The following is a 23,513-nucleotide window of genomic DNA, read 5'->3' on the forward strand; positions in this document are numbered from 1 at the left end:
GTGGCCGACGACGAGCTCGACGAGACCGAACGGCGTTATGCCCGTTATGTGGGGAGTGCGGCGGCGTCGCGGGACGGGGCCTCACGAACGTTCGCCCTGGGCGACGGGCGGGCTCGCGTCACGCTGGGTCGGCGCGTCGGGGCTGGTCGGGCTGCTGCCGGGCGAGGGCATGGCGGCGCTGCCCGGGTTCGCGGCGTACGCGGTGGCGGTGCGGGACGTCGCGGCGACCGAGCGGTTCCTCCGCGAGGCCGGGGTGCCGGTCCGCGAGAGCTCCGCGGGCGAGGTCTTCGTGCCCGCGCCCGAGGCACTCGGCGTCGCGATCATCTTCCGCCAGGCAGGCTGACGGCGGAGAAGGGTGGCTCGGGGCCGCTATTCGCCGGTCACGCCGTCGATACGCTCGCGCAGAAGGTCGGCGTGACCGTTGTGACGGGCGTACTCCTCGATCATGTGGACGAGGATCCAGCGGTGCGTGCAGTCCTGGCCGTTGCGGTCGCCGACGGCGTCCAGCGGCTTGGCGGCCGAGATGGCGCGGGCATGCGCGATCTCGTCCTGCCACGTGGCGAACGCCTCCTTGACCGAGGCGGTGTCGACCTCATTGAAGTCGGCGTCGTTGTCGCGGTCCTTGTCCCACAGCTTGGGGATGTCCTCCCCGTTCAGCACACGGCGGAACCAGGCACGTTCGACGTGCGCCATGTGCCTGACCAGGCCGAGCAGGGACAGGGTCGAGGGCGGCGCGGAGCGCAGGCGCAGCTGCTCGTCCGACAGGCCGGCGCACTTGACGGCGAGGGTGGCGCGGTGCCATTCGAGCCAGTTGTTGAGCACCGTCAGCTCGTCGCCGGTGAGGGGTGGAGGGGTTCGGGAGTCAGTCACGAACTCTGACCTTACTTCGGCCCGGTGTGTGCTTTGGAGCGGCCGGTAGACGGATTCGCACACGGATTCGTCTACTTCTCCCGCGCGGCCTCCCACTCGCCGGGGAGCCTGCCATGGTCGCGGTCTGTCAGGCCGCCTTGGACGTTGGGGCCTTCCAGGTGTTGCAGGCGCTCGGGCCGCCTGCCTTGTAGCCCTGGTTGAACCAGTAGAGCTCGTTGCCCTTCAGCTTCCAGCCCTTGGCCGGGCGGCCGAGCGCCTTGGCGGCGGCGCCTGTCAGGCAGGCCTGCTGATAGGCGTACCGTCTTTCCTGCTCCACGAGCACCAGTCGTCGGCGAGGCAGCCGACGAGGGCCCTGATGTACGTCTCCGTGGCCGCCTTCGTGGTGCCCTGCATACTAGCGGGCCTCCGCGCCGCACCTTTTCATTGCATTGAGATGTGCACGTGGTCGAAGTGGTTCTCGGTGATGCTGCCCCGGTTCCCCATCGTGCTCCAGCCCGAGCCGTGGTTGATGCGCTGCTTCCAGATCACGTACTTGATGCCGAGCTTGTCAATGTTCTTGATCGCCCACTCCGCGATCCGGTCGCCGAGTGCGAGATTGGCGGCCGTCGGCATCGCGCCGCCGGTGCTCATCATGAAGTCGCAGGCGCGCCCGAGCGGGTGCTCGCCGCCGGAGCCCGAGCGGAAGCAGCCCACCGCGTACGGCAGCGAGAAGTTCTTCTGCACCTGCTCGCGCATGAGCCGGGTGCGGGGAGTGATGTTGTCGGAGCCGGAGGGCAGTTCGGGGGCCCAGCTGCCGTCGGAGTTGCGGCCGGTGCCGTACGGCACGAGGTCCGCGAGCTTCTTCTTGATGTCGTCGATGACGTCCTCGGCCTCATCGCGCTGCTTGTCGACCTCGGCCGTGTCCCGGCGGATGCCGGCCGCCAGCTCGGCGGCCTCCTCGGCGGCCTTCTGCTTGTCGTCGCGGGCCTTGGCCACGCCCTGAACGAACGCCTGCTGCTCGGTGGTCAGCTGGTTGAGCACGGCCGCGCTGCCGCCGTTCTCCGGCGGCATGAAGCTCGGCACTGGCGGATTGCCGTTCTGGTAGCGCAGCCGGGCGATCTCGGCCACCCGTTGCTGGGCCGCGGCCAGCGTCTGCTCCGCGGTGGCCAGTCGCTCGTCGGCCTTCTTGGCGGCCTCCTGGGCCTTGGCGAGCTCGACGCGCTTGAGGTTGTACTGCTCGATGAGCTTGTCGACCTTGCTGGTGAGCTTCTTGAGCTGGGTGCGGAGCTCGGACTCCGAGGGTTTGGGCGCTGACGCCGCCGCGGTCGCCTGTGTCGCCGGGAAAAGAGCGACGGCGGCGGTGATGAGGCCGATGGCAAGACTCGCGGGGGACGAAGCCGCCACGTAGATGTTCCTCTCCCTCTGCCGACCGGGTTAGCTGACGGGTTCGGGAATGGGAGGTCCCTACCACCGAAGTGGATTCACCCCAATTGCGATGGGTCCCCGGCTCCCGGGCAACACGCCCGGGATTAGGCGGGCACCGGCCGTTACGGTCGGTGCTTATCGGGATATTAGTGGTAGATCACGAGTCATGCGACCTTAAGGAGAAATCTATTAGTGATCTATTTGTGATCGAAGCATGTGCGCGGCCTCCTCCGGCAGCACGTCGTTGACGAAGGCCCCCATCGCCGACTCCGACCCCGCCAGGTACTTCAGCTTCTCCGGCGCCCGCCTGATGCTGAACAGCTCCAGGTGCAGGTACGCCAGGTCGCGGCCCTCCCGCACCGGCGCCTGGTGCCAGGCCGCGATGTACGGCATCACGACCCCGAACAACCCGTCGAACGCCTTCAGCACCGACGTGTAGAGCGGCGCGAACGCGGCCCGCTCCGACTCCGTCAGCGCCGCCAGGTCGGGCACCTGCCGATGCGGATAGATGTGCACCTCGAACGGCCAGCGCGCGGCGGCCGGCACGAACGCCGTCCACGACTCGTTGGCGGCCACCACCCGCGTGCCGGCGGCGCGCTCGGCGGCCAGCACGTCGGCGAACAGGTTCCCCTTGTAGCGGGAGGCGGCGCCCAGCTGCAGCTTGGTGCGCGGGGTGACGTACGGGTAGGCGTAGATCTGGCCGTGCGGGTGAGCGAGCGTGATGCCGATCTCCGAGCCTCGGTTTTCGAAGCAGAACACCTGCTCCACGCCCTCGATGGCGGACAGCTCGGCCGTGCGGTCGGCCCACGCCTCCATGACCAGCTCGACCTGGGCGTCGGACAGCTGGGAGAAGGACGAGGAATGCTCAGAGGTGAAGCAGACCACCTCGCACCGCCCCACCGCCGGACGGACCTCGCTCAGTCCACCTACATCCTCATAGGTCCCGAAATTTCCGGAAAAAGAGGGGAAGCGGTTCTCGAACACCACCACGTCGTAGTCGTACGCCGGGATCTCCGTCGACCGCGTCTCGGACGACGGGCACAGCGGGCACTCGGCCGCCGTCCCCTTCGGCTGGAACGTCCGCGTCTGTCGGTGGCCCGCGATCGCGATCCACTCCTCGGTCAGCGGGTCGTAGCGCAGCTCGGAGGCCAACGGCCGGGGGTCGAGCGTACGGCGGTCGATCGCACTCCGTTCGGCGTCGTCCCGCCGGTCGAAGTAGATCAGCTCCCGGCCGTCGGCCAAGTGGGTGATGGTGCGCTTCAAAGCGAGGCCTCCGCGATGATCAGTTCTCCGGCCCTGTCGGCCAGCTCCGTACGTGCTTGCTCGGTCAACCCCGCGTCGCTGATGACCACGTCGGCCTCCGTCAGCTCGGCGATGGTGCTGATGCCCACCGTGTTCCACTTGGTGTGGTCGGCGGGGACGACCAGGCGGGTCGCGGCCGCCACCAGTTCCCTGTCGGTCTCCGACTCGAGCAGGTTGGGCGTGGTGAACCCGGCCCGCACGCTCATCCCGTGCACGCCGAGGAACAGCGTGTCCACGTGCAGGCGGCGGATGGCGGCCACGGCCACCGGGCCCACCAAGGCGTCCGATGGCGTTCGTACGCCGCCGGTCAGCACCACCGTGCGGTCGGAGCGCGGGTTGCGGTGGAAGACGTCGGCAACGGGGATGGAGTTGGTGATCACGGTGAGCTCAGGCACGCCGATGAGGTGGTGCGCCAGCGCCCACGTCGTGGTGCCGGCAGAAAGCGCCACGGCGGTGCCGGGGCGCACCAATTGCGCCGCGCGGCGCGCGATGGCCTGCTTCTCCTGCTGCTGGCGGGCGGACTTGGCGGTGAAACCCGGCTCTTCGGTCGATCCCGGGCCGACGGCGGTCGCGCCGCCGTGCACCTTTTCCAGCAGGCCGCGCTCGGCCAGCACCTCGAGGTCGCGGCGGATGGTCATGTCGGAGACGCCGAGCTCGCGGACGAGGTCCGCCACCCGGACGCCGCCGTCGATGCGGACACGCTCGAGGATGGCCTGCTGACGTTGCTGTGCTAGCACGCCCGCTCCTTCCAACAGATTCCACCAAATTATGACACGAATATGTTTGGGGTTTGTTAGGTCGGCTGGTGTCGCTTGCCTCGTCGGCGCAGGCGAGAGACGGTGAAGGATCAATGCCGGAGCACGCGATCATCGGAGGCGAGCGTATGGCCAGGCGCGCACGCAAGGGCAGGGCACGTAAGAAGAAGAAGGCGAACCACGGCAAGCGGCCCACCGCACGCTGACGCGGGTGGCCGCCTGAGTCCGGCGGCCACCCGGTTTTCCCGCCGCCTGTCTTGGTTTCAGGCGGGCAGCTCGGTGAGGGCCTGGTCGATGCGGTCCTGCGGGAGTGTGTAGTCCTCCAGCCGCCCGGCCAGGTGGCGATCGTAGGCGGCCAGGTCGAAGTGCCCGTGGCCGCAGAGGGCGGTGAGGATGACCTTCTCCTCGCCGCTCTCCTTGCAGCGCAGCGCCTCGGCGATGGTCTCGGCGAGCGCGTGCGTGGGCTCGGGGGCCGGCACGATGCCCTCCGTCCTGGCGAAGCGCACACCGGCCTCGAAGCATTCGCTCTGGGCGCGGGTGACCGCCTCGAACAGGCCGAGGTCGTACATGTGCGACAGCAGCGGCGACATGCCGTGGTACCGCAGGCCGCCCGCGTGGATCGGGTCGGGCACGAACGAGTGCCCCAGCGTGTGCATCTTGAGCAGCGGCGTGAGCCCGGCCGTGTCGCCGAAGTCGTAGGCGTAGACGCCACGGGTGAACGACGGGCAGGCGGCGGGCTCGACCGCGCGGAACACGGTCGAGATCCGTCCCGCCAGCTTCTCGCGGAGGAACGGGAACGTCAGCCCGGCGAAGTTGGAGCCGCCTCCCGTGCAGCCGATGACCAGGTCGGGCATCTCGGGGAGCTGCTGCAGCGCCTCCTCGCCGATCACCGTCTGGTGCATGAGCACGTGGTTGAGCACCGAGCCGAGCGCGTAGCGGGCGTCGGGGGTCGCGGCGGCCACCTCGACGGCCTCGCTGATCGCGATGCCCAGGCTGCCCGGCGAGTCAGGGTGGTCGGCCAGCACCTTGCTGCCCGCGCCCGTCAGGGTCGACGGGCTGGCGTGCACGGTGGCGCCGTACACCTGCATGAGGGAGCGGCGGTACGGCTTCTGGTCGTAGGAGGCGCGTACCATCCAGATCTGGCATTCGACGTCGAACTGGGCGCAGGCGAACGCCAGCGCCGATCCCCACTGCCCGGCGCCCGTCTCGGTGGTGAGCAGCCGCACGCCCTCTTGTGCGTTGTAGTACGCCTGTGGCACGGCCGTGTTCGGTTTGTGCGAGCCCGCGGGCGAGACGCCCTCGTACTTGTAGTAGATCCTGGCCGGCGTGCCGAGCGCCTTCTCCAGGCGGCGTGCCCGGATCAGCGGCGTGGGCCGCCAGAGCCGGTACACGTCGAGCACCTCGGGCGGAATCGGGACGAACCGCTCCCCGCTGACTTCCTGCGCGATCAGCTCCATGGGGAAGAGCGGAGCGAGGTCGTCCGGTCCTACGGGCTGCCGCGTCCCGGGATGAAGGGGCGGAGGCGGCGGTGCGGGCAGGTCGGGAACGATGTTGTACCAGTTGCTGGGGATCATCGCCCCAGTCTGCGCCTGGAACGCGCCCCATTCCAGCATTCCACGCCAGTTGGTTGAAGGACTTCACAGGCGTTCTTCTCGATCGTCGGCGACCAGCATGGCGAGCCGATCGGGATGATCGGCCCGGACGACGACGTCCGCCGCCTCCTGAGGGCGGGCCTCCCGCTCGTACCGCTCGTAGGCGGGCAGCCGCCACCGCTCGCCGTCGGGCGTTCCGCGCTCGAGGGCCTTGGCCGACAGCCACAGGTGCACGCTGAGGTCGAACGTCAATCCGCGGCCCAGCAACAACGTCCCGTCGACGAGCACCACCCCGCCCTCGGGCAGCTCCTGGTACGGGACCCGGTACGCCCGATCCACCCGGCTGTCCCACAGCGCCGGCAACACCCGTCCCGGCCCGCCCGCGTCCAGCGGCTCGAGCACCTCCCTCCGGAGGCCCTTCACGTCGAGCCAGTCCTCGTAGAAGGCGTCGGGATCGGTCCTGCCGTGCTCCAGGCGCAGGGAGGCGGGCCGGAGGAAGTCACCCGCCGACACCCGCACCACAGGCCGCCCGCGCAGCCGGAGCGGCGCGACGAGCTCGTCTGCCAGCGTCTCGGGGCGCGTGGCAGGCGCCCCGTCCACGGCCACCCGAACCCATTCGTCCCGCGGCCGCCCGAAGACGAGCTCGGCCAGTTCCTCGACGAGGACGTCACGGGAGATCGGTCGCGCACGCATCCCCCACAGCTTACGAGCGCCGCCACCCACGCAGGAGCCCACGGCCCGTCCGCGAGCCGTCAGCGCTGCCGCACGTCGATGACATGTGGCGCTCATGGCGTCGACCATCAGGGTGACGCTTCGCGACTCCGTCCGGGTCGTACCGATGCCCTGACAAGCCATCGCACGGCCCGGAGCAGGAGGCGAACCAGGCCGAAGAGGAACGCGATGGAGAACAGCGCCTCGCACATGAAGAGCAGCTCGCTGAGCAGGGCGCCATCGCCGACCGCGGCTGCCCACTGTCCAGCGATCGGCGTGATCAGCATCCCCACCACGTAGCCGAGCATCGCCAATGGCTCGCTGTACCCGCCGCGCATGAGTTGATCATAGAGCCGCTCTCGGCCCCACACCACGCCGGCAAGGCGGATGGCACGTGAGTGGCACGACAAATAATCAAGATCGGGCAACAGTAAGGCCCAGGCTCGGGATCATCTCCCTGACCTGGGCCTTTGCCCTTGGAGCGGACGACGGGAATCGAACCCGCGTAGCTAGTTTGGAAGACTAGGGCTCTACCATTGAGCTACGTCCGCGCGAACCGGTCGAAGTCTGGTCTAGACTTCATCCGGTCGTCAGGGCGTAAGCGTACCGGAGTCCCGGAGCGTATGCGCACTCGGCGAGACGGGGCGTGGCGCAGCTTGGCAGCGCGCTTGCTTTGGGAGCAAGAAGTCGCAGGTTCAAATCCTGTCGCCCCGACCAGCTCAACAGGCCCCTCCGATATGGAAGGGGCCTGTTGCTTGTCTATTTGCTTGTCTATCGTTCCCCGGATGTTCCGACGATGCGATCCATCGCTACCGCCCCGGGCTGTCAACGGCCGATGAGTTTCGACAGCGGGAGTGGTCTCTCTTGCGAAACGGCTGGAAGGAGCGGTTCCGTGGACTTGTACAGCGTCGTGTGCGTGCGTGACCGGGCGACATCGCAGAAATGGTTCGAAGTGTTCTTCGGGCGGCCGGCGGACGAGATCATCGGCGAGGAGTACCTGTGGCAGGTCGGTGAGAACGCGTGGGTTGTCATCGACGACCGGCGCGTGCGGGCCGCACGGGTGGGCGGCACCATGATCACGCTCGGCGTGACCGACCTCGACGACATCTTGGCCCGGCTGGCCGCGCACGGCATCGAGCACGAGCCCGTGGAGACCTACGGCAACGGCGTCCGCCACGTGGAAGTCCTCGACCCGGACGGCAACAGCCTGTCGCTCGCGGAGGCACCCGCCCAGTAGCCGGTCAAGCTGTGCTGCGTTCGCCCGTGCCATGCCAACGCCCACCGCCCAGGTCCCCCGAGTCATGTCCGAGCCCTGCGCGGTGCGGGCCGGTCCGGGTGACGGTTCTCCACCCTCAGGGCATGCGGGCGATGAGGGACTTCGGGGCGATCTGGCGGTAGGCGTCGGCGACGATCTCGGCCACCTCCGACCAGTCCACCTCCGGCACGTCCAGATAGACGCCGAGCCAGCCGCGATGCCCCACGTACGGTGGCCGGAAGAAGCGCTCGGGGTCCTCGGACACCAGTTCCTCCTGGGCTCCCGACGGGGCCGCGCACCAGAAGGCCAGGCGGTCGTCGTGATGGTGGTCGGCGAACATCACGAACGTCTTCTTCCCCCGGACGAACCACGTCGGCTCTCCGTGGCTGAGCCGTTCGGTGACCTCCGGCAGGGCCAGGCAGAGCGCGCGCAGCCGGTCCAGGGAGGCGTCCACGGCCGGTCAGCCCGTCAGCGTGAGGGGGTTGACGAGGTCGGCGTAGACCAGCAAGCTCGCCATGATGATCATGACGATGGCGATCGCGTACGTCAGCGGCAGCACCTTCGCGATGTCCACGTACTTCGGCTCGGGACGGCGCATGATCTTGGCGTACGCCCGCTTGATGCCCTCCCAGAGCCCGCCGGCCACGTGGCCGCCATCGAGCGGCAGCAGCGGGATGAGGTTGAACATGCCGATCGCCAGGTTGAAGCCGGCCAGTATGTTGACGACGAAGGCGAGCTTCTTCTCGTTGGACAGGTCGGAGGCGAGGATCTCGCCGTTCAAGCGGCCTGCGCCCACGACGCCGATCGGGCCCTCAGGGTCGCGTTCGTCGCCCGAGAAGGCCGCGTGCCAGACTCCGACCATCTTCTCCGGCAGGTTGAGCAGGGACTGCGCCACGCGGGCCGTCAGCTCGCCCATGTAGCCGACGACCTCGCCCATGCTCTGGCGCTCCATGACCTCCGTCGGCAGGACGCCGAGGAAGCCGACGTTCTTGTCGATCTTCTGGGGATCCTGGAGGTTGGGGCGATCCTGGGCAATGAGGGTGACGTCGAGCGTCATCGGCTTGCCGTCGCGGACGATGCCGAGCTTGACCGGGCCGGGGCCGTGGCCGCGGATGAGGCGGGTGGCGTCCTCCCAGGTGTTGATCTTCTGGCCGTCGAAGGAGACCATGCGGTCGCCGGGCTGCAACTTGGCCTGGGCCGCGGGGGTCAGCGGGTCGGTGGGCTTGCACGTGGTGCGCTGCTCCGCGATCGGGATCACGCACGTGTTGGTCTCCGGGGACACGACCGGAGCCCAGCTGGGCAGGCCGATGCCGACCAGCAGGATGCTGAAGAACACGAACGCGAGCACGAAGTTCATCAGCGGCCCGCCGGACATGATGATGACCTTCTGCCACCACTTCTTGCGGTAGAAGACGCGATCCTCGTCCCCGGGCCGGACCTCCTCCTGGGCGGCGTCCCTGGCCGACTCGATGAGGGCCTGGAACGGGCCCGTCGAGGTGCTCCTGACCTTCCCCGGCTCATCGCCGGGGCGCGGCGGCAGCATGCCGATCATGCGAATGTAGCCGCCGAACGGGATCCACTTGATGCCGTATTCGGTCTCGCCCTTACGCCGTGACCACGCGGTGGAGCCGAAGCCGACCATGTATTGGGTCACCTTGACGCCGAAGAGCTTGGCGGGCACGAGATGGCCCAGCTCGTGCAAGGCGATGGAGAGCATCAACCCGACCAGGAAGATGAGGATCCCCACCAGAAAGAGCCAGTTCATCTATGCGCGCTCCAGGGCAAGGCGGACGGTCCCGACAGCCCCAGGGTAGTCGAACTCCCACGACGCGACGTGGTGCCAGTGAAGCCAGGCATGGCTCGGTGCCCCCGAAAAGCGCCCCGAAAAGCGCCCCACCAGGCGTCCTACCAGGCGCCCCAGGAAGCGCCGCACGACCGGCCGCTACGGCCGCCAGATCAGGACCAGGGCGCAGTCGTCGTTGTGGCCGGAGGCCATGGCGTTGACCAGGGCTCTCGCGCCGTCGCGGAACCCGGACGGCAGCAGCCGCTCCGCCTCCCCGAGCAGCCGGTCCAGCCCGGCGTCGATGTCGCGGCCCGGCTGCTCGATCAGCCCGTCGGTGAAGAGCAGCAGCGCGTCGCCCTTGCGCAGCGTGCCGCTGTCGGGCTCGCAGTGCAGATCGGGCACCACGCCGAGGACCACGCCCTTGGCCGAGGCGACCTGCCAGTTGCCGGTGCCGGCGTCGAACTTCACCACCGGCGGATGCCCGGCCGAGGTGATCGTGTAGTCGCCCGTGGCCAGGTCGAGGCGCACGTGCACGGCGGTCACGAAACCCTCGTCGCCCCGCTGGCGGTGCAGGTACGCATTGCAGGCGGGCAGGAAGTCGTCGACCGAGCCGAGGAGGCCGCCGAACGTGCCGGACAGCAGCAGCGCCCTGGTGCCCGCGTCCACGCCCTTGCCGGACACGTCCACGAGGGCGATCTCCACGGTGTTTCCGTCACGCATGGAGACCAGGAAGTCACCGCCGAACGAGGACCCGCCGGCCTGCTTGAGCACCACCTTGCCGCCCCAGTCCTTGGGCAGCGGGGGCAGCTCGCCCTGGCTCTTGAGCCGGTCACGCAGCTCCAGCAGCATCGCGTCGCCGCGGAGCCCCTGCACGCCGAGCTTGCCCCTGGTCCGGGCCATGAGCAGCGCGAGCACGGTGGTGAATCCGATCGTCACGGTCAGCCCCAGCCCGATCCGCGACAGGCCGAGCGTGATCGCGATGAAGCCGAGCGCTGCGCCCACCGCCACGAGCAGCTTGATCAGGCTGCGCAGCCGCAGCTGGAGCCCGCCGACCAAGGTGACGAGGATGAGCAGCGAAGGCGAGAACCACTCGGTCGAGACCCTCGCGGCCAGCACGCCGATGATGACCGAGAGTGTGGAGAGCGCGATGAGCAGATTGCGGTCGCGGGCCAGCGGACCCCGGCGGACGAAGCGGACAATGGACACGAGAAAGGGCACCCGCACCAGGACCGCACGGACCCGTGGCGGGATCAGCGGCGCCGGACGGGAACTCATGATGCGCTTGACTGTATCGGTCTGGCCCGTGTTTGGGCAGCCCACTTGACCAAGGCCTTGATCATTAAGCACGGATATTCAGTGGCCCTCCCCCTTCGCCCGCTCCTACGGTGGACTGATGACGTATCCGATCCGTCCCATCGGTGAGGCCGAGTGGCCCGCGTTCCTCGGGGTTCTCGAGGAGGCATTCAACTGGACTCCGCATGCCCAGCAGGCCGAGCGCTGGAAAGCCGAGACGGAGTTCGACCGCACCCTCGCCGTCTTCGACGGCGATCTCATGGTGGGGGTCACCTCGGTCCTCAGCTTCAGGATGACGGTTCCCGGCGGGCAGCTTCCCGTCGGCGGCGTGACCTCCGTCAGCGTGCTGCCCTCGCACCGCCGCCGCGGAGTGCTGTCGTCGATGATGCGCAAGCAGCTCGCCGACATCCGCGAGCGCGGCGAGCCGGTCGCCGCGTTGTACGCCTCCGAGTCGGTGATCTACGGCAGGTTCGGGTACGGCAGGGCCGCGAGCCTGCTGTCGTTCCGCATCCCCAAGCGCAGCTCGGCGTTCGTCAAGAACGCGCCGGTCGACCCCTCGCTCAGGATCAGGGTGGCCAAGCCCGCCGACGTGCGCGCCGATCTCGAGAAGGTGTTCGCGTCCGTGGTGACCGCGCGCCCGGGACGCTACGAGCGCAACGCGGCCTTCTGGGACAGCACGCTGGCAGATGAGGAGTTCGACCAGCGAGGGGCGGGTGCGCTGCGCTCGGTGCTGGCGGAGGACGATCGGGGCGTGCGCGGATACGCGTTGTTCAGGGTCAAGGGCTCCTGGGACGACAACGACCTGCCCACCGGGGAGCTGCAGTTGCACGAGCTGGAGGCGACGGACCCGGCGGCCTACGCCCTGCTGTGGCGCAGCGTCCTCGATCGCGACCTCATCACGACGGTGCGGGCGGCCAGGCCGGTGGACGACCCGCTGATCTCCTTGCTGGCCGACCAGCGGCAGTTGCGGGCCGGCTGGAGCGACGAGTTGTGGGTGCGCCTGGTCGACGTCGAGCGAGCGCTGGCCGGCCGCGCCTATGCCGCGCCGGTCGACGTGGTGATCGAGGTGGAGGACGACGTGTGCCCGTGGAACGCGGGCCGCTGGCGCCTTACGGCGGACACCACGGGCGCCGAGTGCAAGCCGGTCGACGACGAGCCCGACGTGACCGTGCCGGTGGCCGCGCTCGGGTCGGCGTACATGGGCGACGGGCAGCTGGTCCAGCAGCTGGAGGCGGGGCTGGTGCGCGAGCGCCGGCAGGGCGCGGTGCTCGCGCTGGCCACCGCGATGTCCTGGAGTCCGAAGCCATGGGCCGGTCGAGTGTTCTAACCTGAACGGCATGGCGCTGCAAAGCTTGCAGATCACCGCGACCATCGCCATGCGGGCCCGCGACGTGTCGCGACCGTCGAAGGAGCAGCAGGAGGCCGCCGACCGGCGGCCCCTGCGCGACGAGATGCCCCGGCGCGAGTCCAAGGGCAAGGGGCGATAGTTACGGCAGCGAGGGCAGCTGGCCGATCGTCTCGTAGGTGGCCAGCTGGGCGATCCGCCTGCTGTGCCGCTCGCTGCCGGAGAACGTCGTGGTCAGGAAGACCTCGACGAACCTGGTGGCGTCCTCGATGGAGTGCATGCGCGCGCCGACGCTGATCACGTTGGCGTTGTTGTGCTCGCGCGCCAGGCTGGCCGTCTCCTCACTCCAGGCCAGGGCCGCGCGGATGCCGCGCACCTTGTTGGCGGCGATCTGTTCGCCGTTGCCCGAGCCGCCGATCACCACCCCGAGGCTGGCGGGGTCGCCGGCGACGCCCTCGGCGGCACGCAGCACGAACGCGGGATAGTCATCCTCGGCGTCGTAGACGAAGGGACCGCAGTCGGTCACCTCGTGCCCGTGGTCCTTCATCCAGGACACCAGGTGGTTCTTGAGCTCATAGCCGGCATGGTCGGCACCGATGTAGACACGCACCCGACCAGTCTTCCACAGCCCCGACGCTGGGGCTCGCGGGCTAGAGTAAGGACCTGACCCGACGCCCAGTCCTTACGGAAGCAGGAGCCCATGCGAGAGATCCGCGTGATCGGAGATCCGGTGCTGCGCACGCCCGCCGAGCCGGTCACGGACTTCGACCGCGAGCTGCGCCGCCTGATCGATGAGATGTTCCAGGCGATGTACGCGGTCAACGGCGTCGGCTTGGCCGGCCCGCAGATCGGCGTGTCGCGGCGGTTGTTCGTGTACGACATCAACAAGCGCAAGGGCCACGTGATCAACCCGACGCTGACGGTCGACGACCCCGAGGAGATCGTCGACGAGGAAGGGTGCCTGTCGGTGCCGGACCGCCAGACGCGCCTGCCGATCTATGCCCCGGTCGCCCGGGCCGCGGGCGTGACCGTCGAAGGGCTCGACCGGCTGCAGCGGCCGGTGCGGATCAAGGCCCGCGGCTCGCTGGCGCGGTGTTTCCAGCACGAGACCGAGCACCTCGACGGCAAGCTGTACGTCGACCGCCTCCCCAAGAACGAAGCACGCAAGATCGTCCTGAAAGCATAGGTTGGGGCCATGAGCGTACTTTCTGGAAAGGGCGCATTGGTCACAGGGGGCTCCAGGGGCATCGGCAGGGCCATCGTGGAGCGGCTGAGGGAGGACGGCGCCGAGGTCGTCTTCTGTTACGAGCACTCGGAGGAAGCGGCGCAGCAGGTCGCCAAGGAGACCGGCGCGCACGCCGTGCGGGCGGATCTCGGCAGCAAGGAAGACCTGGAGCGGCTGTTCGCCGAGGCGGAGGCGCGGCTGCCGGGGCTGGACGTCCTGGTCAACAACGCCGCCACCACCAGCGGGCAGAAGCCCATGGCGGAGATCACGGACGAGGACTACGAGCGGGCGTTCGCGGTCAACACCCGCGCGGTGTTCCTGGCCATGCAGTGGGCGGCGCGGGTGATGCGGGACGGCGGGCGCATCGTCAACATCTCCACGCTCAACACCCAGGTGCCCGCGCCGGCGCTGTCGCTCTACTGCGGCAGCAAGGGCGCCATCGAGCAGTTCGCCAAGGTGGCGGCGCGGGAGCTCGGCGGGCGCGGGATCACCGTCAACGTCGTCTCGTCCGGCGCCACCGACACCGACATGCTGCGGAACGCCAATCCGCCGGAGGCTCTGGAGCAGACCCGGGCGTTCACGGCCCTGCAGCGGCTCGGAAGGCCCGACGACATCGCGGCCGTGGTCGCGTTCCTGGCCGGTCCCGACGGGCGGTGGGTGACCGGCCACAATCTCCTCGCCAGCGGCGGGTTGATCGTCTAGAGCTGGAGTGACTTGATCTCCAGGTATTCCTCCAGACCGTACCCGCCGAGCTCCCTCCCCACGCCGGACTGCTTGTAGCCGCCGAAGGGGGCCAGCGGGTTGAACTTGCCGCCGTTGACGGCGACCTGGCCGGTGCGCAGCCGGCGGGCGACCGCGACCGCGTGGTCCTCGGTGCCCGACCAGACGGCGCCGGCCAGGCCGTACTTGGTGTCGTTGGCGATATGGACGGCCTCGTCCTCGTTCCTGTAGGGGATCAGCGCCAGGACCGGGCCGAAGATCTCCTCCTGCTCGATCGTCATCCCCGGCTCCACGGCCGCGAACACGGTGGGCTCAACGTAGTAGCCGCGCTCGTGCGGCCGCTCGGTCCCCCCGGCCACCAGCCGGGCGCCTTCCTCCTGGCCCCGGTTGATGTAGCGGATCACGCGGTCGCGCTGGACCTGGGACACCAGCGGCCCGATCCTGGTGGACTCGTCGAACGGGTCGCCGACGGCGTACTTGCCCGCGGCCTCGACCGACAGGCGGACGGCGGCGTCGTACTGGTCGCGGTGGACGAGCATGCGGGTCCACGCCGAGCAGGTCTGGCCCGCGTTGACGAAGCAGTTGGCCACGCCGACCTTGACGGCGGTCTCCAGGTCGGCATCGGGCAGGATGATGTTGGCGGACTTGCCGCCGAGCTCGAGCGCGACCCGCTTGACCGACTCGGCCGCCAGCGAGGCGACCCGGCGGCCGGCCGCCGTCGAGCCGGTGAAGGAGACCATGTCCACCTCGGGGTGGGCGGCCATGGCCTCGCCGACGACCGGGCCACGCCCGCTCACCAGGTTGAACACGCCTGGGGGCAGGCCCACCTCGTCGAAGATCTCCGCCAGCGCGTACGCCGCCAGCGGCGCGACCTCGCTCGGCTTGAGCACGACGGTGCAGCCGGCGGCCAGCGCGGGACCGACCTTGCAGATGATCTGGTGCAGCGGGTAGTTCCACGGCGTGATCGCCGCGACGACCCCGATCGGCTCCTTGACGACCAGCGAGTTGCCGACACGGGACTCGCGCGGGTGGCTCTCGGCGAGCTGGGCGTAGGAGGCCAGCACACCGGCCGGCATCAGCGTCTGGACCTTGAGCGCGAAGCCCAGCGGCGACCCCATGTCCGTCGCGATGGTCTTGGCGATCTCGTGGGAGCGCTGTTTGAGCAGCTCCGCCGCGTCGCCGAGCAGCTTGCCCCGCTCCGCGGCCGCCGTCTGCGACCAGGCGGGAAAGGCTCGCCTCGCGGCGTCGGCGGCCGACTCCACATCGTCGGGGGAGCCCGCGGGCACGCGGTCGATGATCTCTTCCGTGGCCGGGTTCACGACCTCGATGGGCTCGTCGGACGCCGACGCGGTCCAGGAGCCGCCGATATACAGCTGACGCATGGCCACCATCCTGACAGTGCTTCAGACCGGCCGCGAGGGCCTGTCCGAGCGCGGGATAAGTCTTCTACACCGCCACCTGCTTCTTTTCCCCCGTCAGGGTATGGCTATTGCGCTGACGAATATCGATTTGTCAGTCGAAAGCCGGACGTCGGGTCCGGGTGCGCTTCAACTCGAAGAAGTCATCGAACTCCGTGACCGCCAGCACCCCGTCCCACAGCCGGCCTGCCTCCTCACCGCGGATGATCTTGGTGATCACCGGCCCGAAGAAGGCGTTGGCCCCGACGCGGATGATCGGCGTGCCGACCTCCTGGCCGACGAGCGTGATGCCCTCGTCGTGCGAGGCGCGGATGGTCTCGTCCCACTCCTCGGACTCCATCGCGTCCGCGAGGTTCTTGTCGAGGCCGACGGCCTCGAGCGCGGCCTCGTTGACCTCGCGCAGGCGCTCCGGCTCCTTGCTCATTCCCTGGTTGTGCAGGCGGGTGCCGAGCTCGGTGTAGAGGCGGCCGACGTACTCCTCGCCGTGCTTGGCCGCGGCCGCGGCCACCACCCTGACCGATCCCATGGCCTTGGCGGCCCGGGCCTTGTAGTCCTCCGGAACGTCTTTGTCCTCGTTGAGGAAGTGCAGTGACATGAACCGGAAGCGGGGCTCGATGGGGCGGACCTGCTCGACTTCGAGCAGCCACCGCGACGTGACCCAGGCGAACGGACACGCGGGGTCGAACCAGAGGTCCACGGGAATCTTCTCAGCCATGTCTGGCCATAACCTGAAGGGGTTCGGGTCCTATTCCCACCGTGACAGGATGACGGACGACCCCGACGAAGTGGTGAAAAGGAGCGCAACTTGGCAGGCAATCTGACCCGGGACGAGGCACGCGAGCGCGCCCGGCTGCTGAAGGTCGAGTCGTACGAGGTCGCACTCGACCTGACGGAAGGGGAGGAGCGCTTCGAGAGCGTCACGACCGTCCGCTTCAGCAGCGCCACCCCGGGGGCGTCCACCTTCATCGACCTGCACGGCGCGCACGTGCGCAAGGTGACGCTGAACGGCCAGGACCTCGACGTGGCCGAATACGACGCGGAGCAGGGCCGTTTCCCGCTCCCCTCGCTCGCTGAGTCCAATGAGCTGCGGATCGACGCGGACTGCGCCTACATGCGCACCGGCGAGGGCCTGCACCGGTTCGTCGACCCCGTCGACCAGCGCGTCTACCTGCACAGCCAGTTCGAGACGGCCGACGCCCACCGCATGTACGCGTGCTTCGACCAGCCCGACCTCAAGGCCACGTTCCGGCTGACCGTGCTGGCCCCCGCCGACTGGGAGGTGATCTCCAACGCCGCCGCCGTCCACGTGGAGCACCTGCCGGAGCAGGCCGGCAAGCACGGCACGGTGCAGGCGGCCAAGCGGTGGGAGTTCGCGGTCACGCCGGTCATGTCGACCTACATCACGGCACTGGTCGCCGGGCCGTACCACAAGGTCACCTCGGAGCACGACGGCATCCCGCTCGGCCTCTACTGCCGGGCCTCGCTCGCCGAGCACCTCGACGCCGACAACCTCTTCGAGCTCACCCGGCAGGGCTTCGACTTCTTCCACCAGGTGTTCGGCGTGCGTTACCCGTTCGGGAAGTACGACCAGGCCTTCGTGCCGGAGTTCAACGCCGGCGCCATGGAGAACGCCGGCTGTGTGACGTTCCTGGAGGACTACGTCTTCCGCTCCCGCGTCACCGACGCGGTGGTCGAGCGGCGCGCCGAGACGATCCTGCACGAGATGGCGCACATGTGGTTCGGCGACCTCGTCACCATGCGCTGGTGGGACGACCTGTGGCTGAACGAGTCGTTCGCCACCTACATGTCCGTGCTCGCCCAGGCCGAGGCCACCCGGTGGGGCAAGGGCGCGTGGACGACGTTCGCCAACGTGGAGAAGGCCTGGGCCTACCGCCAGGACCAGCTGCCGTCCACCCACCCGATCGCCGCGGACATCCCGGACATGCAGGCGGTCGAGGTCAACTTCGACGGCATCACGTACGCCAAGGGCGCCTCGGTGCTCAAGCAGCTGGTCGCGTACGTGGGGCTGGACAACTTCCTGGCCGGCGTGCGCGACTACTTCAACGAGCACGCCTGGGGCAACACCGAGCTGAAGGACCTGCTCGACGCCCTGGAGCGCACCTCCGGACGCGACCTGTCCGCCTGGTCGAAGGAGTGGCTGGAGACCTCCTGGGTCAACACGCTGCGCCCGTCGTTCGAGGTGTCCGACGGCCGGTTCACCAGGTTCGAGGTCCTGCAGGAGGCGCCGGCCGACTACCCGACCCTGCGCTCGCACCGCATCGCGATCGGCCTGTACTCCCTGGTGGACGGCAAGCTGACGCGCACCAAGCGGGTCGAGCTGGACGTGGTCGGAGCGCGGACCGGCGTGGCCGAGCTGGTCGGCGAGGAGCAGCCCGACCTGGTGCTGCTCAACGACGACGACCTGACCTACGCCAAGGTCCGGCTCGACGAGGACTCGCTGCGGACGCTGGTGGACGGCGGCATCGTCAAGTTCACCGAGTCGCTGCCGCGCGCGCTGTGCTGGTCGGCGGCCTGGGACATGACCCGCGACGGCGAGATGTCCACGCGCGACTACGTCAGGCTGGTCGTCTCGGGCGCGGGCACGGTCACGGACATCACGGTGCTGCAGACGATCCTGCGGCAGGCGCGCATGGCGGCCCAGCAGTACGCGGACCCGGCCTGGCGGCCGGAGGGCATGGCGCTGCTGGCCGGGGAGCTGCGTTCGCTGCTGCGGGCGGCCGAGCCGGGGTCGGACCGCCAGCTGGCGTACGTGCAGGCGTTCGCGCCTGTGGCCACGTCGGCGGAGGACCTGGACGTGATCCAGGGGATCCTGGACGGCACGGACGTGCCCCTCGGGCTGAGCGTGGACGCCGACCTGCGCTGGACGCTGGTGCACGCGCTGGTCACCGGCGAGCGGATGGGCGAGGCCGACATCGCGGCCGAGCTGGAGCGCGACCCCACGGCGACGGGTGAGCGGTCGGCGGCGCACTGCCGGGCCGCGATCCCGGCGGCCGAGGCCAAGAACGCGGCGTGGGAGCGGATCCTGAGCGGCAAGCTGGCCAACCACATCGCCAGGGCCACGATCGGCGGCTTCCAGGACCCGCACCACCCCGAGCTGCTGGAGCCGTTCCGCGCGAAGTACTTCGCCGAGGTCGGGCGCGTCTACAAGGAGTGGACGTACGACCAGGCGTCGTCGTTCGCGGTGGGCTGCTTCCCCTCCCTGCTCATCGAGCAGGCGACCGTGCAGGCCGCGGATGACTACCTGGCGGCCGAGCAGCCGCCGCAGGCGCTGCGCAGGATGATCCTGGAGGGCGCCGACGGCGTCCGCCGCGCGCTGCGCAACCGGGAGAAGGACGCCGCCTCCGCCTGATCCTCGCCCTGAAGGCCCCCGCCACGCCGGCGGGGGCCTTTGCGTTTCCGTGACATTTCCGGCTCTTGACAGCGGAGCCCGGTAGTCCCATATTTCGGTACTAACTTTACTTCTAAAGAAAGTCTGGACCTTGATGGCAGCCACTGATCGCGGCGACCTCACCAGGACGGCGATCCTGGCCCTGCTGGGCACCGGCGGGCCGCTGAGCCGCACTGAGATCGCACGCGAACTGGATCTCAGCCCCGCCACCGTCACGCAGCTCACCCGCGAGCTCATGGGACAGGGCATGGTGGAGGAGCTCGACCTCAAGCCGTCGCGTGGCGGGCGGCCCGCCGTGCGGCTCGGGCTGGTCGGCGGGGCCGGGCGGGCGCTGGGCGTCAAGGTGACGGCCGATCACCTGGTGCTGGTGGACGTGCGGCTGGACGGCGAGGTGCTGGGGTCGTGGGAGCGGCCGTTCGACCCGTCCTCGGCGGACGCGCTCGACGAGCTGGCGGCGGCCGTGGAGTCGGTGGTGCCGGGCGACGGGCCGCCGCTGCTCGGGGTCGGGGTCGGGGTGCCGGGCAGCGTGGACGACCAGGCGGTCGGCACGGTGAACGCGCCGACGCTCGGCTGGCAGGCGATGCCGGTCGGCGAGCAGCTGCGGCGCCGGCTGCGGCTCCCGGTGCTGGTGGAGAACGACGTGAACGCGCTGGCGGCGGCCGAGCGGCTCTACGGGCGGGGGCGTACGCACCGGGACTTCCTCGTGGTGACCATCGGCCGCGGCGTCGGCGCCGCGATCGTCGCGGACGGCCGGGTGTACCGGGGGGCGCGCGGCGGCGCCGGCGAGTTCGGCCACCTTCCGGTGGCCCCGGACGGCCCGGTGTGCGGCTGCGGCGCCCGTGGCTGTCTGGAGGCGTTCGTGGGCTCGGCCGGCCTGCTCGCGGCGGCCCACGCCAAGACCGCCGACCGTGGGGACGTCCGCGCCGTGCCCGACGGGAGGGACGGGCACGGCGACGGGCGTGATCCGCTCGGGGCGGTGGCGGCGCTCGGGCGCGCCGCCACGGCCGGAGACGCTGTGGCGCGGGGGGTGTTCGAGGAGGCCGGGGCCATTCTGGGGCGGGCCACGGCAGGGCTGATCAACGTCGTGGACCCGGAGGTGGTGGTGGTGCTCGGCGAGGGCACCGCGGACTGGCCGCTCTGGCAGGACGGCTTCGAGCGGGCGCTCAGGGCTCAGCTCTATCCGGGGCGGCGCGACATCTCGATCGAGGTGGAGAGCTGGGATGACACCAGCTGGGCGCAGGGCGCGGCGGCGCTGGTGCTGGCCACCCCGTTCGACGCGGCAGGCGCCGCGGGAGAGCAGGGCCGCCTGGTGCGCGCCCGCCTGATAGGGGCGACGTCATGACCGCCCCTGACACGCTGGCCCCGGCCCGGCCGAAGGCGGCTCCGCCGGCCCCGCGGAAGCAACGCAAGGGCTGGCGGTACGCCGGCACCGTCGCGGTGTTCCTGCTGCCGAGCCTCGTCCCCCTGACGCTCTACACGATCATCCCGATGCTCGGCTCGCTCTGGACGAGCCTGCACGAATGGGACCTCATCACCGAGATGCGCTGGGTCGGCCTCGGCAACTACATCGAGCTGATCGGCGATCCGGAGACCCGGGCGGCCTTCCTTCACACGCTCTCCTTCATCGCCGGTTACCTGCCGCTCGTCTACGCGGGCGGGCTCGGGCTGGCGATGCTGCTCAACCGGGCGATGGCCGGGCGCAGCCTGCTGCGGGGCATCTACTTCCTGCCGGTGATCACCAGCTGGGTGGTCGTGGCGCTGATGTGGAAGTGGCTGCTCAACCCGGCCAGCGGCATCGTCAACTGGGCTCTCGGCCTGTTCGGGGTCAGCGGCCCCGGCTGGTGGACCGACCCGGACTGGGCGATGCCCTCGGTCATCCTGGCCTCGGCCTGGAAGGACCTGGGCTTCGTGATGATCATCCTGCTGGCCGGGCTGCAGGCGATCCCCCGCGAGTACCAGGAGGCCGCCATGGTCGACGGCGCCACGCCGTGGCGCAGGTTCCGGCACATCACGCTCCCGCTGCTGTCCCCCTCGACGTTCTTCGTGGTGGTGATCTCGCTGATCAACGGCTTCCAGGTCTTCGACCAGGTCAAGATCATGACTGGTGGCGGGCCGGGCGGGGCGACGCAGGTCGTGGTGTCGCAGATCTACGACCTCACGTTCAGGTACGGCCGGGCCGGCGCGGCCTCGGCGCTGTCGTGGCTGCTGTTCGCGGTCGTGCTGATCGTGACGATCATCCAGATCCGTGGCCAGAAGCGGTGGGTGACCTATGGGTAGAGCGCGAGGATGGATCCGCAGCGAAGCGAGGACATCCATCGGAGCCCGCCGAGCGGAGCTCGGCCAAATAGCACGCTACCTGCTGGTCGGGCTGGGCGCGCTGGTGATGTTGTTCCCGTTCGGGTGGGCGGTGATCACCTCCGTCACGCCGGGCGACGCCGTCCTGGCCGTGCCACCTGACTTCACGCCCGAGGGCGCGAGCCTGGACGCGTACGGCAAGCTCCTGGAGACCCTGCCGTTCTGGCGGATCGTGCTCAACAGCGCCTGGATCGGCGCGGCCTCCACCGTGCTGCAGCTCATCACCAGCGCCATGGCCGCCTACGCGTTCGCCCGGCTGCCGTTCCCCGGCAGGGGCGCGTTGTTCGCGGTGTACCTGGCGACGCTGATGATGCCGCTGCCGGTGCTGGTCGTGCCGCTGTTCATCGAGATGCGCACGTTCGGGCTCGTCGACACGTACTTCGCGTTGCTCGCGCCGACGATCGCCTCGGCGTTCGGGGTGTTCCTGCTGCGGCAGGCCATCAACCAGGTGCCGCGGGAGTTCGACGAGGCGGCCGTCCTGGACGGCGCCGGGCATTTCCGGATCTTCATGTACGTGGTGCTGCCGCTGATCCGGCCGGCGCTGGCCACGTTCGCCATCTTCGGCTTCATGGCCAGCTGGAACAGCTACCTCTGGCCGCTGATCATCATCAAGTCGCCCGAGTTCATGACGCTCCCGCTGGGCCTGGCCACGCTGCACGGCCAGTTCACCACGCAGTGGGACGTGGTCATGGCGGGGTCGGTGATCAGCGTCGTACCGATCCTCATCCTCTACGTCTTCGCGCAGAAGCACGTCATCGCCAGCGTCGCGCAGAGCGGGCTCAAGTAAAGGAATCCCCCCTATGTCAAGAAAAACCGTCATTACTGCCACTGTGGCGGCCATAGCGCTGCTCGCCTCCGCCTGCTCGCAGGGGTCGGCCACCAGGGCCACCACCGGCGCCGACGGCAAGACCACCGTGCGGTACTTCACGTTCTCCGCGGCCCCCGACCACCTCAAGGACCTGGACACGATCGAGAAGGCCTTCGAGAAGGAGAACCCGAAGGTGGACGTGGTGGTGGAGACCGCGCCCTTCGAGGAGTACTTCACCAAGCTCCAGACCAGCATCGCCGGCGGCACCGCGCCGGACGCGTTCGAGCTCAACTACGAGAACTTCGTCACCTACGCCAGCGCCGGCTCCCTGCTCGACCTCGGCACGGTGGCCGGTGACGGCGACACCACGGTCTACGCGCAGGAGTCGCTCAACGCGTTCAAGCGCGACGGCAAGCAGTACGCCGTGCCGGCCTCCTTCTCCACGGTCGTGCTCTTCTACAACAAGGACCTGTTCGAGAAGGCCGGGGTGGAGCCGCCCACGGCGGACTGGACGTGGGCCGACGAGCAGGCCGCCGCGGCCAAGCTGACGGACCGGAAGAAGGGCGTCTACGGCGACTTCCAGCCGGTGCAGTTCTTCGAGTTCTACAAGACGCTCAAGCAGGCGGGCGGCGAGTTCCTGTCGGCCGACGGCAAGAAGTCCACGTTCAACAGCCCCGAGGGGATCAAGGCCGCTAAGTGGCTGATCGGCAAGGTGGGCAAGACGATGCCGACCGAGGCCGAGATCGGCGGCACCGCGGACTACGACACGAACCTGTTCAAGTCCGGCAAGCTCGCCATGTGGCACAACGGCATCTGGCAGTTCGCGGGGCTGAAGGACGTGCCGTTCGAGTGGGACGTGGTCGTCGAGCCCGGTGATGCCGGCAAGGCCAGCGCGGTCTTCCACAACGCCGTCGCGGTCTCGTCGAGCACCAAGGCGGGCAAGGAGGCCTACGCGTGGGCCCGTTTCCTGTCGTCGTCGAACGTCGCCGCCACCACGCGCATCCAGTCGTCCTGGGAGCTTCCGCCGGTCGCCGACCAGCAGGTGCTCTCCGGCTACCTGAAGGACCCGAAGCCGGCCAACCGGCAGGCCGTGTTCGACTCGCTCAAGTCGATCGCGCTGCCGCCGGTCATCAAGCGCCAGCAGGAGATGCAGGACGCGGTGACCAAGCACCTCACCGAGGCCGCCGCCGGCCGCACGTCCGTGGAGGACGCGCTCAAGGCCGCGGCGGCCGACGTCGACGCCCTGCTCGGATAGAAATCTAGGAGAG

At 69.3% G+C, this 23,513-nt stretch carries 26 protein-coding genes, 2 tRNA genes and 1 riboswitch; of the genes, 13 read left to right on the plus strand and 15 right to left on the minus strand.

Going from position 1 to position 23,513, the window contains the following annotated elements; translation table 11 throughout:
- The first annotated feature begins 55 nt into the window (after nucleotides 1-55).
- Complete coding sequence (locus tag EDD27_RS55860; RefSeq protein WP_206641731.1) at nucleotides 56-343, plus strand: hypothetical protein; 288 nt, start codon at nucleotides 56-58, stop codon at nucleotides 341-343.
- A gap of 26 nt (nucleotides 344-369) precedes the next feature.
- On the opposite strand, the gene EDD27_RS30775 is transcribed toward EDD27_RS55860, so the two are convergent.
- From EDD27_RS30775 to EDD27_RS30795, 5 genes are all read right to left on the minus strand, one after another.
- Nucleotides 370-870 (minus strand): DinB family protein, encoded by a 501-nt coding sequence (locus EDD27_RS30775; protein ID WP_164903852.1) that lies wholly within the window; start codon nucleotides 868-870, stop codon nucleotides 370-372.
- Between the two features lie 127 nt (nucleotides 871-997).
- Nucleotides 998-1,186: a hypothetical protein gene (locus tag EDD27_RS30780; protein WP_127935485.1), complete on the minus strand. Its 189-nt coding sequence runs from the start codon at nucleotides 1,184-1,186 to the stop codon at nucleotides 998-1,000.
- Nucleotides 1,187-1,290: 104 nt separating this feature from the next.
- Complete coding sequence (locus tag EDD27_RS30785; RefSeq protein ID WP_127935486.1) at nucleotides 1,291-2,253, minus strand: coiled-coil domain-containing protein; 963 nt, start codon at nucleotides 2,251-2,253, stop codon at nucleotides 1,291-1,293.
- Nucleotides 2,254-2,258: 5 nt separating this feature from the next.
- A riboswitch (cyclic di-AMP (ydaO/yuaA leader) is annotated at nucleotides 2,259-2,395 on the minus strand.
- Between the two features lie 68 nt (nucleotides 2,396-2,463).
- A complete protein-coding gene (galT, locus tag EDD27_RS30790) occupies nucleotides 2,464-3,537 on the minus strand; it encodes a galactose-1-phosphate uridylyltransferase (RefSeq protein WP_127935487.1) in 1,074 nt (357 codons plus the stop codon).
- The gene (locus EDD27_RS30795; protein WP_127935488.1) at nucleotides 3,534-4,313 is read right to left on the minus strand and encodes a DeoR/GlpR family DNA-binding transcription regulator; all 780 of its coding nucleotides are present in this window, start codon (nucleotides 4,311-4,313) and stop codon (nucleotides 3,534-3,536) included. Before EDD27_RS30795 ends, galT begins: the two co-directional genes overlap by 4 nt.
- Nucleotides 4,314-4,459: 146 nt before the next feature.
- On the opposite strand from EDD27_RS30795, the gene EDD27_RS58925 reads away from it, so the two are divergent.
- A complete protein-coding gene (locus EDD27_RS58925; protein ID WP_372513659.1) occupies nucleotides 4,460-4,537 on the plus strand; it encodes a 50S ribosomal protein bL37 in 78 nt (25 codons plus the stop codon).
- 57 nt (nucleotides 4,538-4,594) lie between these two features.
- Here EDD27_RS58925 and EDD27_RS30800 read toward each other — a convergent pair whose 3' ends face one another.
- From EDD27_RS30800 to EDD27_RS30815, 4 genes are all read right to left on the minus strand, one after another.
- Nucleotides 4,595-5,905: a TrpB-like pyridoxal phosphate-dependent enzyme gene (locus EDD27_RS30800; protein WP_127935489.1), complete on the minus strand. Its 1,311-nt coding sequence runs from the start codon at nucleotides 5,903-5,905 to the stop codon at nucleotides 4,595-4,597.
- A gap of 63 nt (nucleotides 5,906-5,968) precedes the next feature.
- On the minus strand, nucleotides 5,969-6,616 hold the full coding sequence (locus tag EDD27_RS30805) for a nucleoside/nucleotide kinase family protein (protein ID WP_127935490.1): 648 nt from the start codon (nucleotides 6,614-6,616) through the stop codon (nucleotides 5,969-5,971).
- Between the two features lie 107 nt (nucleotides 6,617-6,723).
- Nucleotides 6,724-6,972, minus strand: coding sequence for a hypothetical protein (locus tag EDD27_RS30810; protein ID WP_127935491.1), 249 nt, complete (start codon nucleotides 6,970-6,972; stop codon nucleotides 6,724-6,726).
- Between the two features lie 139 nt (nucleotides 6,973-7,111).
- Nucleotides 7,112-7,185 (minus strand) — tRNA-Gly (locus tag EDD27_RS30815).
- A gap of 89 nt (nucleotides 7,186-7,274) precedes the next feature.
- Between EDD27_RS30815 and EDD27_RS30820 the strand changes: the two genes are divergently transcribed.
- Nucleotides 7,275-7,351: transfer RNA gene (locus EDD27_RS30820), tRNA-Pro, on the plus strand.
- A 175-nt stretch (nucleotides 7,352-7,526) separates the two neighbouring features.
- Nucleotides 7,527-7,871 carry a VOC family protein gene (locus EDD27_RS30825; RefSeq protein WP_127935492.1) on the plus strand — a complete coding sequence of 115 codons (345 nt, stop codon included), beginning with the start codon at nucleotides 7,527-7,529 and terminating at the stop codon, nucleotides 7,869-7,871.
- 115 nt (nucleotides 7,872-7,986) lie between these two features.
- Here the strand turns inward: EDD27_RS30825 and EDD27_RS30830 are convergent, their stop codons facing one another.
- From EDD27_RS30830 to EDD27_RS30840, 3 genes are all read right to left on the minus strand, one after another.
- Entirely contained in the window at nucleotides 7,987-8,343 is a 357-nt protein-coding gene (locus EDD27_RS30830) for an MmcQ/YjbR family DNA-binding protein (protein WP_127935493.1), read from the minus strand.
- A gap of 6 nt (nucleotides 8,344-8,349) precedes the next feature.
- The gene (locus EDD27_RS30835) at nucleotides 8,350-9,654 is read right to left on the minus strand and encodes a M50 family metallopeptidase (RefSeq protein ID WP_127935494.1); all 1,305 of its coding nucleotides are present in this window, start codon (nucleotides 9,652-9,654) and stop codon (nucleotides 8,350-8,352) included.
- A gap of 177 nt (nucleotides 9,655-9,831) precedes the next feature.
- The gene (locus EDD27_RS30840; protein ID WP_127935495.1) at nucleotides 9,832-10,947 is read right to left on the minus strand and encodes a PP2C family protein-serine/threonine phosphatase; all 1,116 of its coding nucleotides are present in this window, start codon (nucleotides 10,945-10,947) and stop codon (nucleotides 9,832-9,834) included.
- Nucleotides 10,948-11,065: 118 nt separating this feature from the next.
- Here EDD27_RS30840 and EDD27_RS30845 point away from each other — a divergent pair, with 118 nt between their 5' ends.
- Both EDD27_RS30845 and EDD27_RS54650 read left to right on the plus strand, forming a co-directional pair.
- The gene (locus tag EDD27_RS30845) at nucleotides 11,066-12,292 is read left to right on the plus strand and encodes a GNAT family N-acetyltransferase (RefSeq protein ID WP_127935496.1); all 1,227 of its coding nucleotides are present in this window, start codon (nucleotides 11,066-11,068) and stop codon (nucleotides 12,290-12,292) included.
- 10 nt (nucleotides 12,293-12,302) lie between these two features.
- Nucleotides 12,303-12,452 carry a hypothetical protein gene (locus tag EDD27_RS54650; RefSeq protein WP_164903853.1) on the plus strand — a complete coding sequence of 50 codons (150 nt, stop codon included), beginning with the start codon at nucleotides 12,303-12,305 and terminating at the stop codon, nucleotides 12,450-12,452.
- Here EDD27_RS54650 and EDD27_RS30850 read toward each other — a convergent pair whose 3' ends face one another.
- Complete coding sequence (locus EDD27_RS30850) at nucleotides 12,453-12,920, minus strand: ribose-5-phosphate isomerase (protein WP_127935497.1); 468 nt, start codon at nucleotides 12,918-12,920, stop codon at nucleotides 12,453-12,455. It abuts the gene before it with no gap.
- Nucleotides 12,921-13,010: 90 nt separating this feature from the next.
- Between EDD27_RS30850 and def the strand changes: the two genes are divergently transcribed.
- Entirely contained in the window at nucleotides 13,011-13,496 is a 486-nt protein-coding gene (gene def / locus EDD27_RS30855) for a peptide deformylase (RefSeq protein ID WP_127935498.1), read from the plus strand.
- A gap of 9 nt (nucleotides 13,497-13,505) precedes the next feature.
- The gene (locus EDD27_RS30860; RefSeq protein WP_127935499.1) at nucleotides 13,506-14,237 is read left to right on the plus strand and encodes an SDR family oxidoreductase; all 732 of its coding nucleotides are present in this window, start codon (nucleotides 13,506-13,508) and stop codon (nucleotides 14,235-14,237) included.
- Here EDD27_RS30860 and EDD27_RS30865 read toward each other — a convergent pair.
- Both EDD27_RS30865 and EDD27_RS30870 read right to left on the minus strand, forming a co-directional pair.
- Nucleotides 14,234-15,637, minus strand: a complete 1,404-nt coding sequence (locus EDD27_RS30865) for an aldehyde dehydrogenase family protein (protein ID WP_127935500.1) — start codon at nucleotides 15,635-15,637, stop codon at nucleotides 14,234-14,236. The two genes, EDD27_RS30860 and EDD27_RS30865, sit on opposite strands and share 4 nt — an antisense overlap.
- A gap of 130 nt (nucleotides 15,638-15,767) precedes the next feature.
- The gene (locus EDD27_RS30870; RefSeq protein WP_127935501.1) at nucleotides 15,768-16,388 is read right to left on the minus strand and encodes a mycothiol-dependent nitroreductase Rv2466c family protein; all 621 of its coding nucleotides are present in this window, start codon (nucleotides 16,386-16,388) and stop codon (nucleotides 15,768-15,770) included.
- Between the two features lie 90 nt (nucleotides 16,389-16,478).
- On the opposite strand from EDD27_RS30870, the gene pepN reads away from it, so the two are divergent.
- From pepN to EDD27_RS30895, 5 genes are all read left to right on the plus strand, one after another.
- Complete coding sequence (gene pepN / locus EDD27_RS30875) at nucleotides 16,479-19,043, plus strand: aminopeptidase N (RefSeq protein ID WP_127935502.1); 2,565 nt, start codon at nucleotides 16,479-16,481, stop codon at nucleotides 19,041-19,043.
- Nucleotides 19,044-19,176: 133 nt separating this feature from the next.
- Nucleotides 19,177-20,424 (plus strand): ROK family transcriptional regulator, encoded by a 1,248-nt coding sequence (locus tag EDD27_RS30880; RefSeq protein WP_127935503.1) that lies wholly within the window; start codon nucleotides 19,177-19,179, stop codon nucleotides 20,422-20,424.
- Nucleotides 20,421-21,359 (plus strand): carbohydrate ABC transporter permease, encoded by a 939-nt coding sequence (locus EDD27_RS30885; RefSeq protein WP_127935504.1) that lies wholly within the window; start codon nucleotides 20,421-20,423, stop codon nucleotides 21,357-21,359. Before EDD27_RS30880 ends, EDD27_RS30885 begins: the two co-directional genes overlap by 4 nt.
- Nucleotides 21,352-22,224, plus strand: coding sequence for a carbohydrate ABC transporter permease (locus EDD27_RS30890; RefSeq protein ID WP_127935505.1), 873 nt, complete (start codon nucleotides 21,352-21,354; stop codon nucleotides 22,222-22,224). Before EDD27_RS30885 ends, EDD27_RS30890 begins: the two co-directional genes overlap by 8 nt.
- Before the next feature lie 13 nt (nucleotides 22,225-22,237).
- Nucleotides 22,238-23,500: an ABC transporter substrate-binding protein gene (locus tag EDD27_RS30895; protein ID WP_127935506.1), complete on the plus strand. Its 1,263-nt coding sequence runs from the start codon at nucleotides 22,238-22,240 to the stop codon at nucleotides 23,498-23,500.
- The last annotated feature ends 13 nt before the right edge of the window (nucleotides 23,501-23,513 follow it).

Source organism: Nonomuraea polychroma (assembly GCF_004011505.1).
GTDB lineage: Bacteria > Actinomycetota > Actinomycetes > Streptosporangiales > Streptosporangiaceae > Nonomuraea > Nonomuraea polychroma.

What these genes read in the sequence shown, in the direction of transcription:
- EDD27_RS54650 (WP_164903853.1), top strand. Translation starts at nt 12,303, where the DNA reads ATGGCGCTGCAAAGCTTGCAGATCACCGCGACCATCGCCATGCGGGCC.
- EDD27_RS58925 (WP_372513659.1), top strand. Translation starts at nt 4,460, where the DNA reads ATGGCCAGGCGCGCACGCAAGGGCAGGGCACGTAAGAAGAAGAAGGCG.
- EDD27_RS30810 (WP_127935491.1), bottom strand. Translation starts at nt 6,972, where the DNA reads ATGCGCGGCGGGTACAGCGAGCCATTGGCGATGCTCGGCTACGTGGTG.
- EDD27_RS30870 (WP_127935501.1), bottom strand. Translation starts at nt 16,388, where the DNA reads ATGGCTGAGAAGATTCCCGTGGACCTCTGGTTCGACCCCGCGTGTCCG.
- EDD27_RS30865 (WP_127935500.1), bottom strand. Translation starts at nt 15,637, where the DNA reads ATGCGTCAGCTGTATATCGGCGGCTCCTGGACCGCGTCGGCGTCCGAC.
- EDD27_RS30835 (WP_127935494.1), bottom strand. Translation starts at nt 9,654, where the DNA reads ATGAACTGGCTCTTTCTGGTGGGGATCCTCATCTTCCTGGTCGGGTTG.
- EDD27_RS30860 (WP_127935499.1), top strand. Translation starts at nt 13,506, where the DNA reads ATGAGCGTACTTTCTGGAAAGGGCGCATTGGTCACAGGGGGCTCCAGG.
- EDD27_RS30880 (WP_127935503.1), top strand. Translation starts at nt 19,177, where the DNA reads ATGGCAGCCACTGATCGCGGCGACCTCACCAGGACGGCGATCCTGGCC.
- EDD27_RS30890 (WP_127935505.1), top strand. Translation starts at nt 21,352, where the DNA reads ATGGGTAGAGCGCGAGGATGGATCCGCAGCGAAGCGAGGACATCCATC.
- EDD27_RS30840 (WP_127935495.1), bottom strand. Translation starts at nt 10,947, where the DNA reads ATGAGTTCCCGTCCGGCGCCGCTGATCCCGCCACGGGTCCGTGCGGTC.
- def (WP_127935498.1), top strand. Translation starts at nt 13,011, where the DNA reads ATGCGAGAGATCCGCGTGATCGGAGATCCGGTGCTGCGCACGCCCGCC.
- EDD27_RS30895 (WP_127935506.1), top strand. Translation starts at nt 22,238, where the DNA reads ATGTCAAGAAAAACCGTCATTACTGCCACTGTGGCGGCCATAGCGCTG.
- EDD27_RS30805 (WP_127935490.1), bottom strand. Translation starts at nt 6,616, where the DNA reads ATGCGTGCGCGACCGATCTCCCGTGACGTCCTCGTCGAGGAACTGGCC.
- EDD27_RS30885 (WP_127935504.1), top strand. Translation starts at nt 20,421, where the DNA reads ATGACCGCCCCTGACACGCTGGCCCCGGCCCGGCCGAAGGCGGCTCCG.
- EDD27_RS30845 (WP_127935496.1), top strand. Translation starts at nt 11,066, where the DNA reads ATGACGTATCCGATCCGTCCCATCGGTGAGGCCGAGTGGCCCGCGTTC.
- EDD27_RS30800 (WP_127935489.1), bottom strand. Translation starts at nt 5,905, where the DNA reads ATGATCCCCAGCAACTGGTACAACATCGTTCCCGACCTGCCCGCACCG.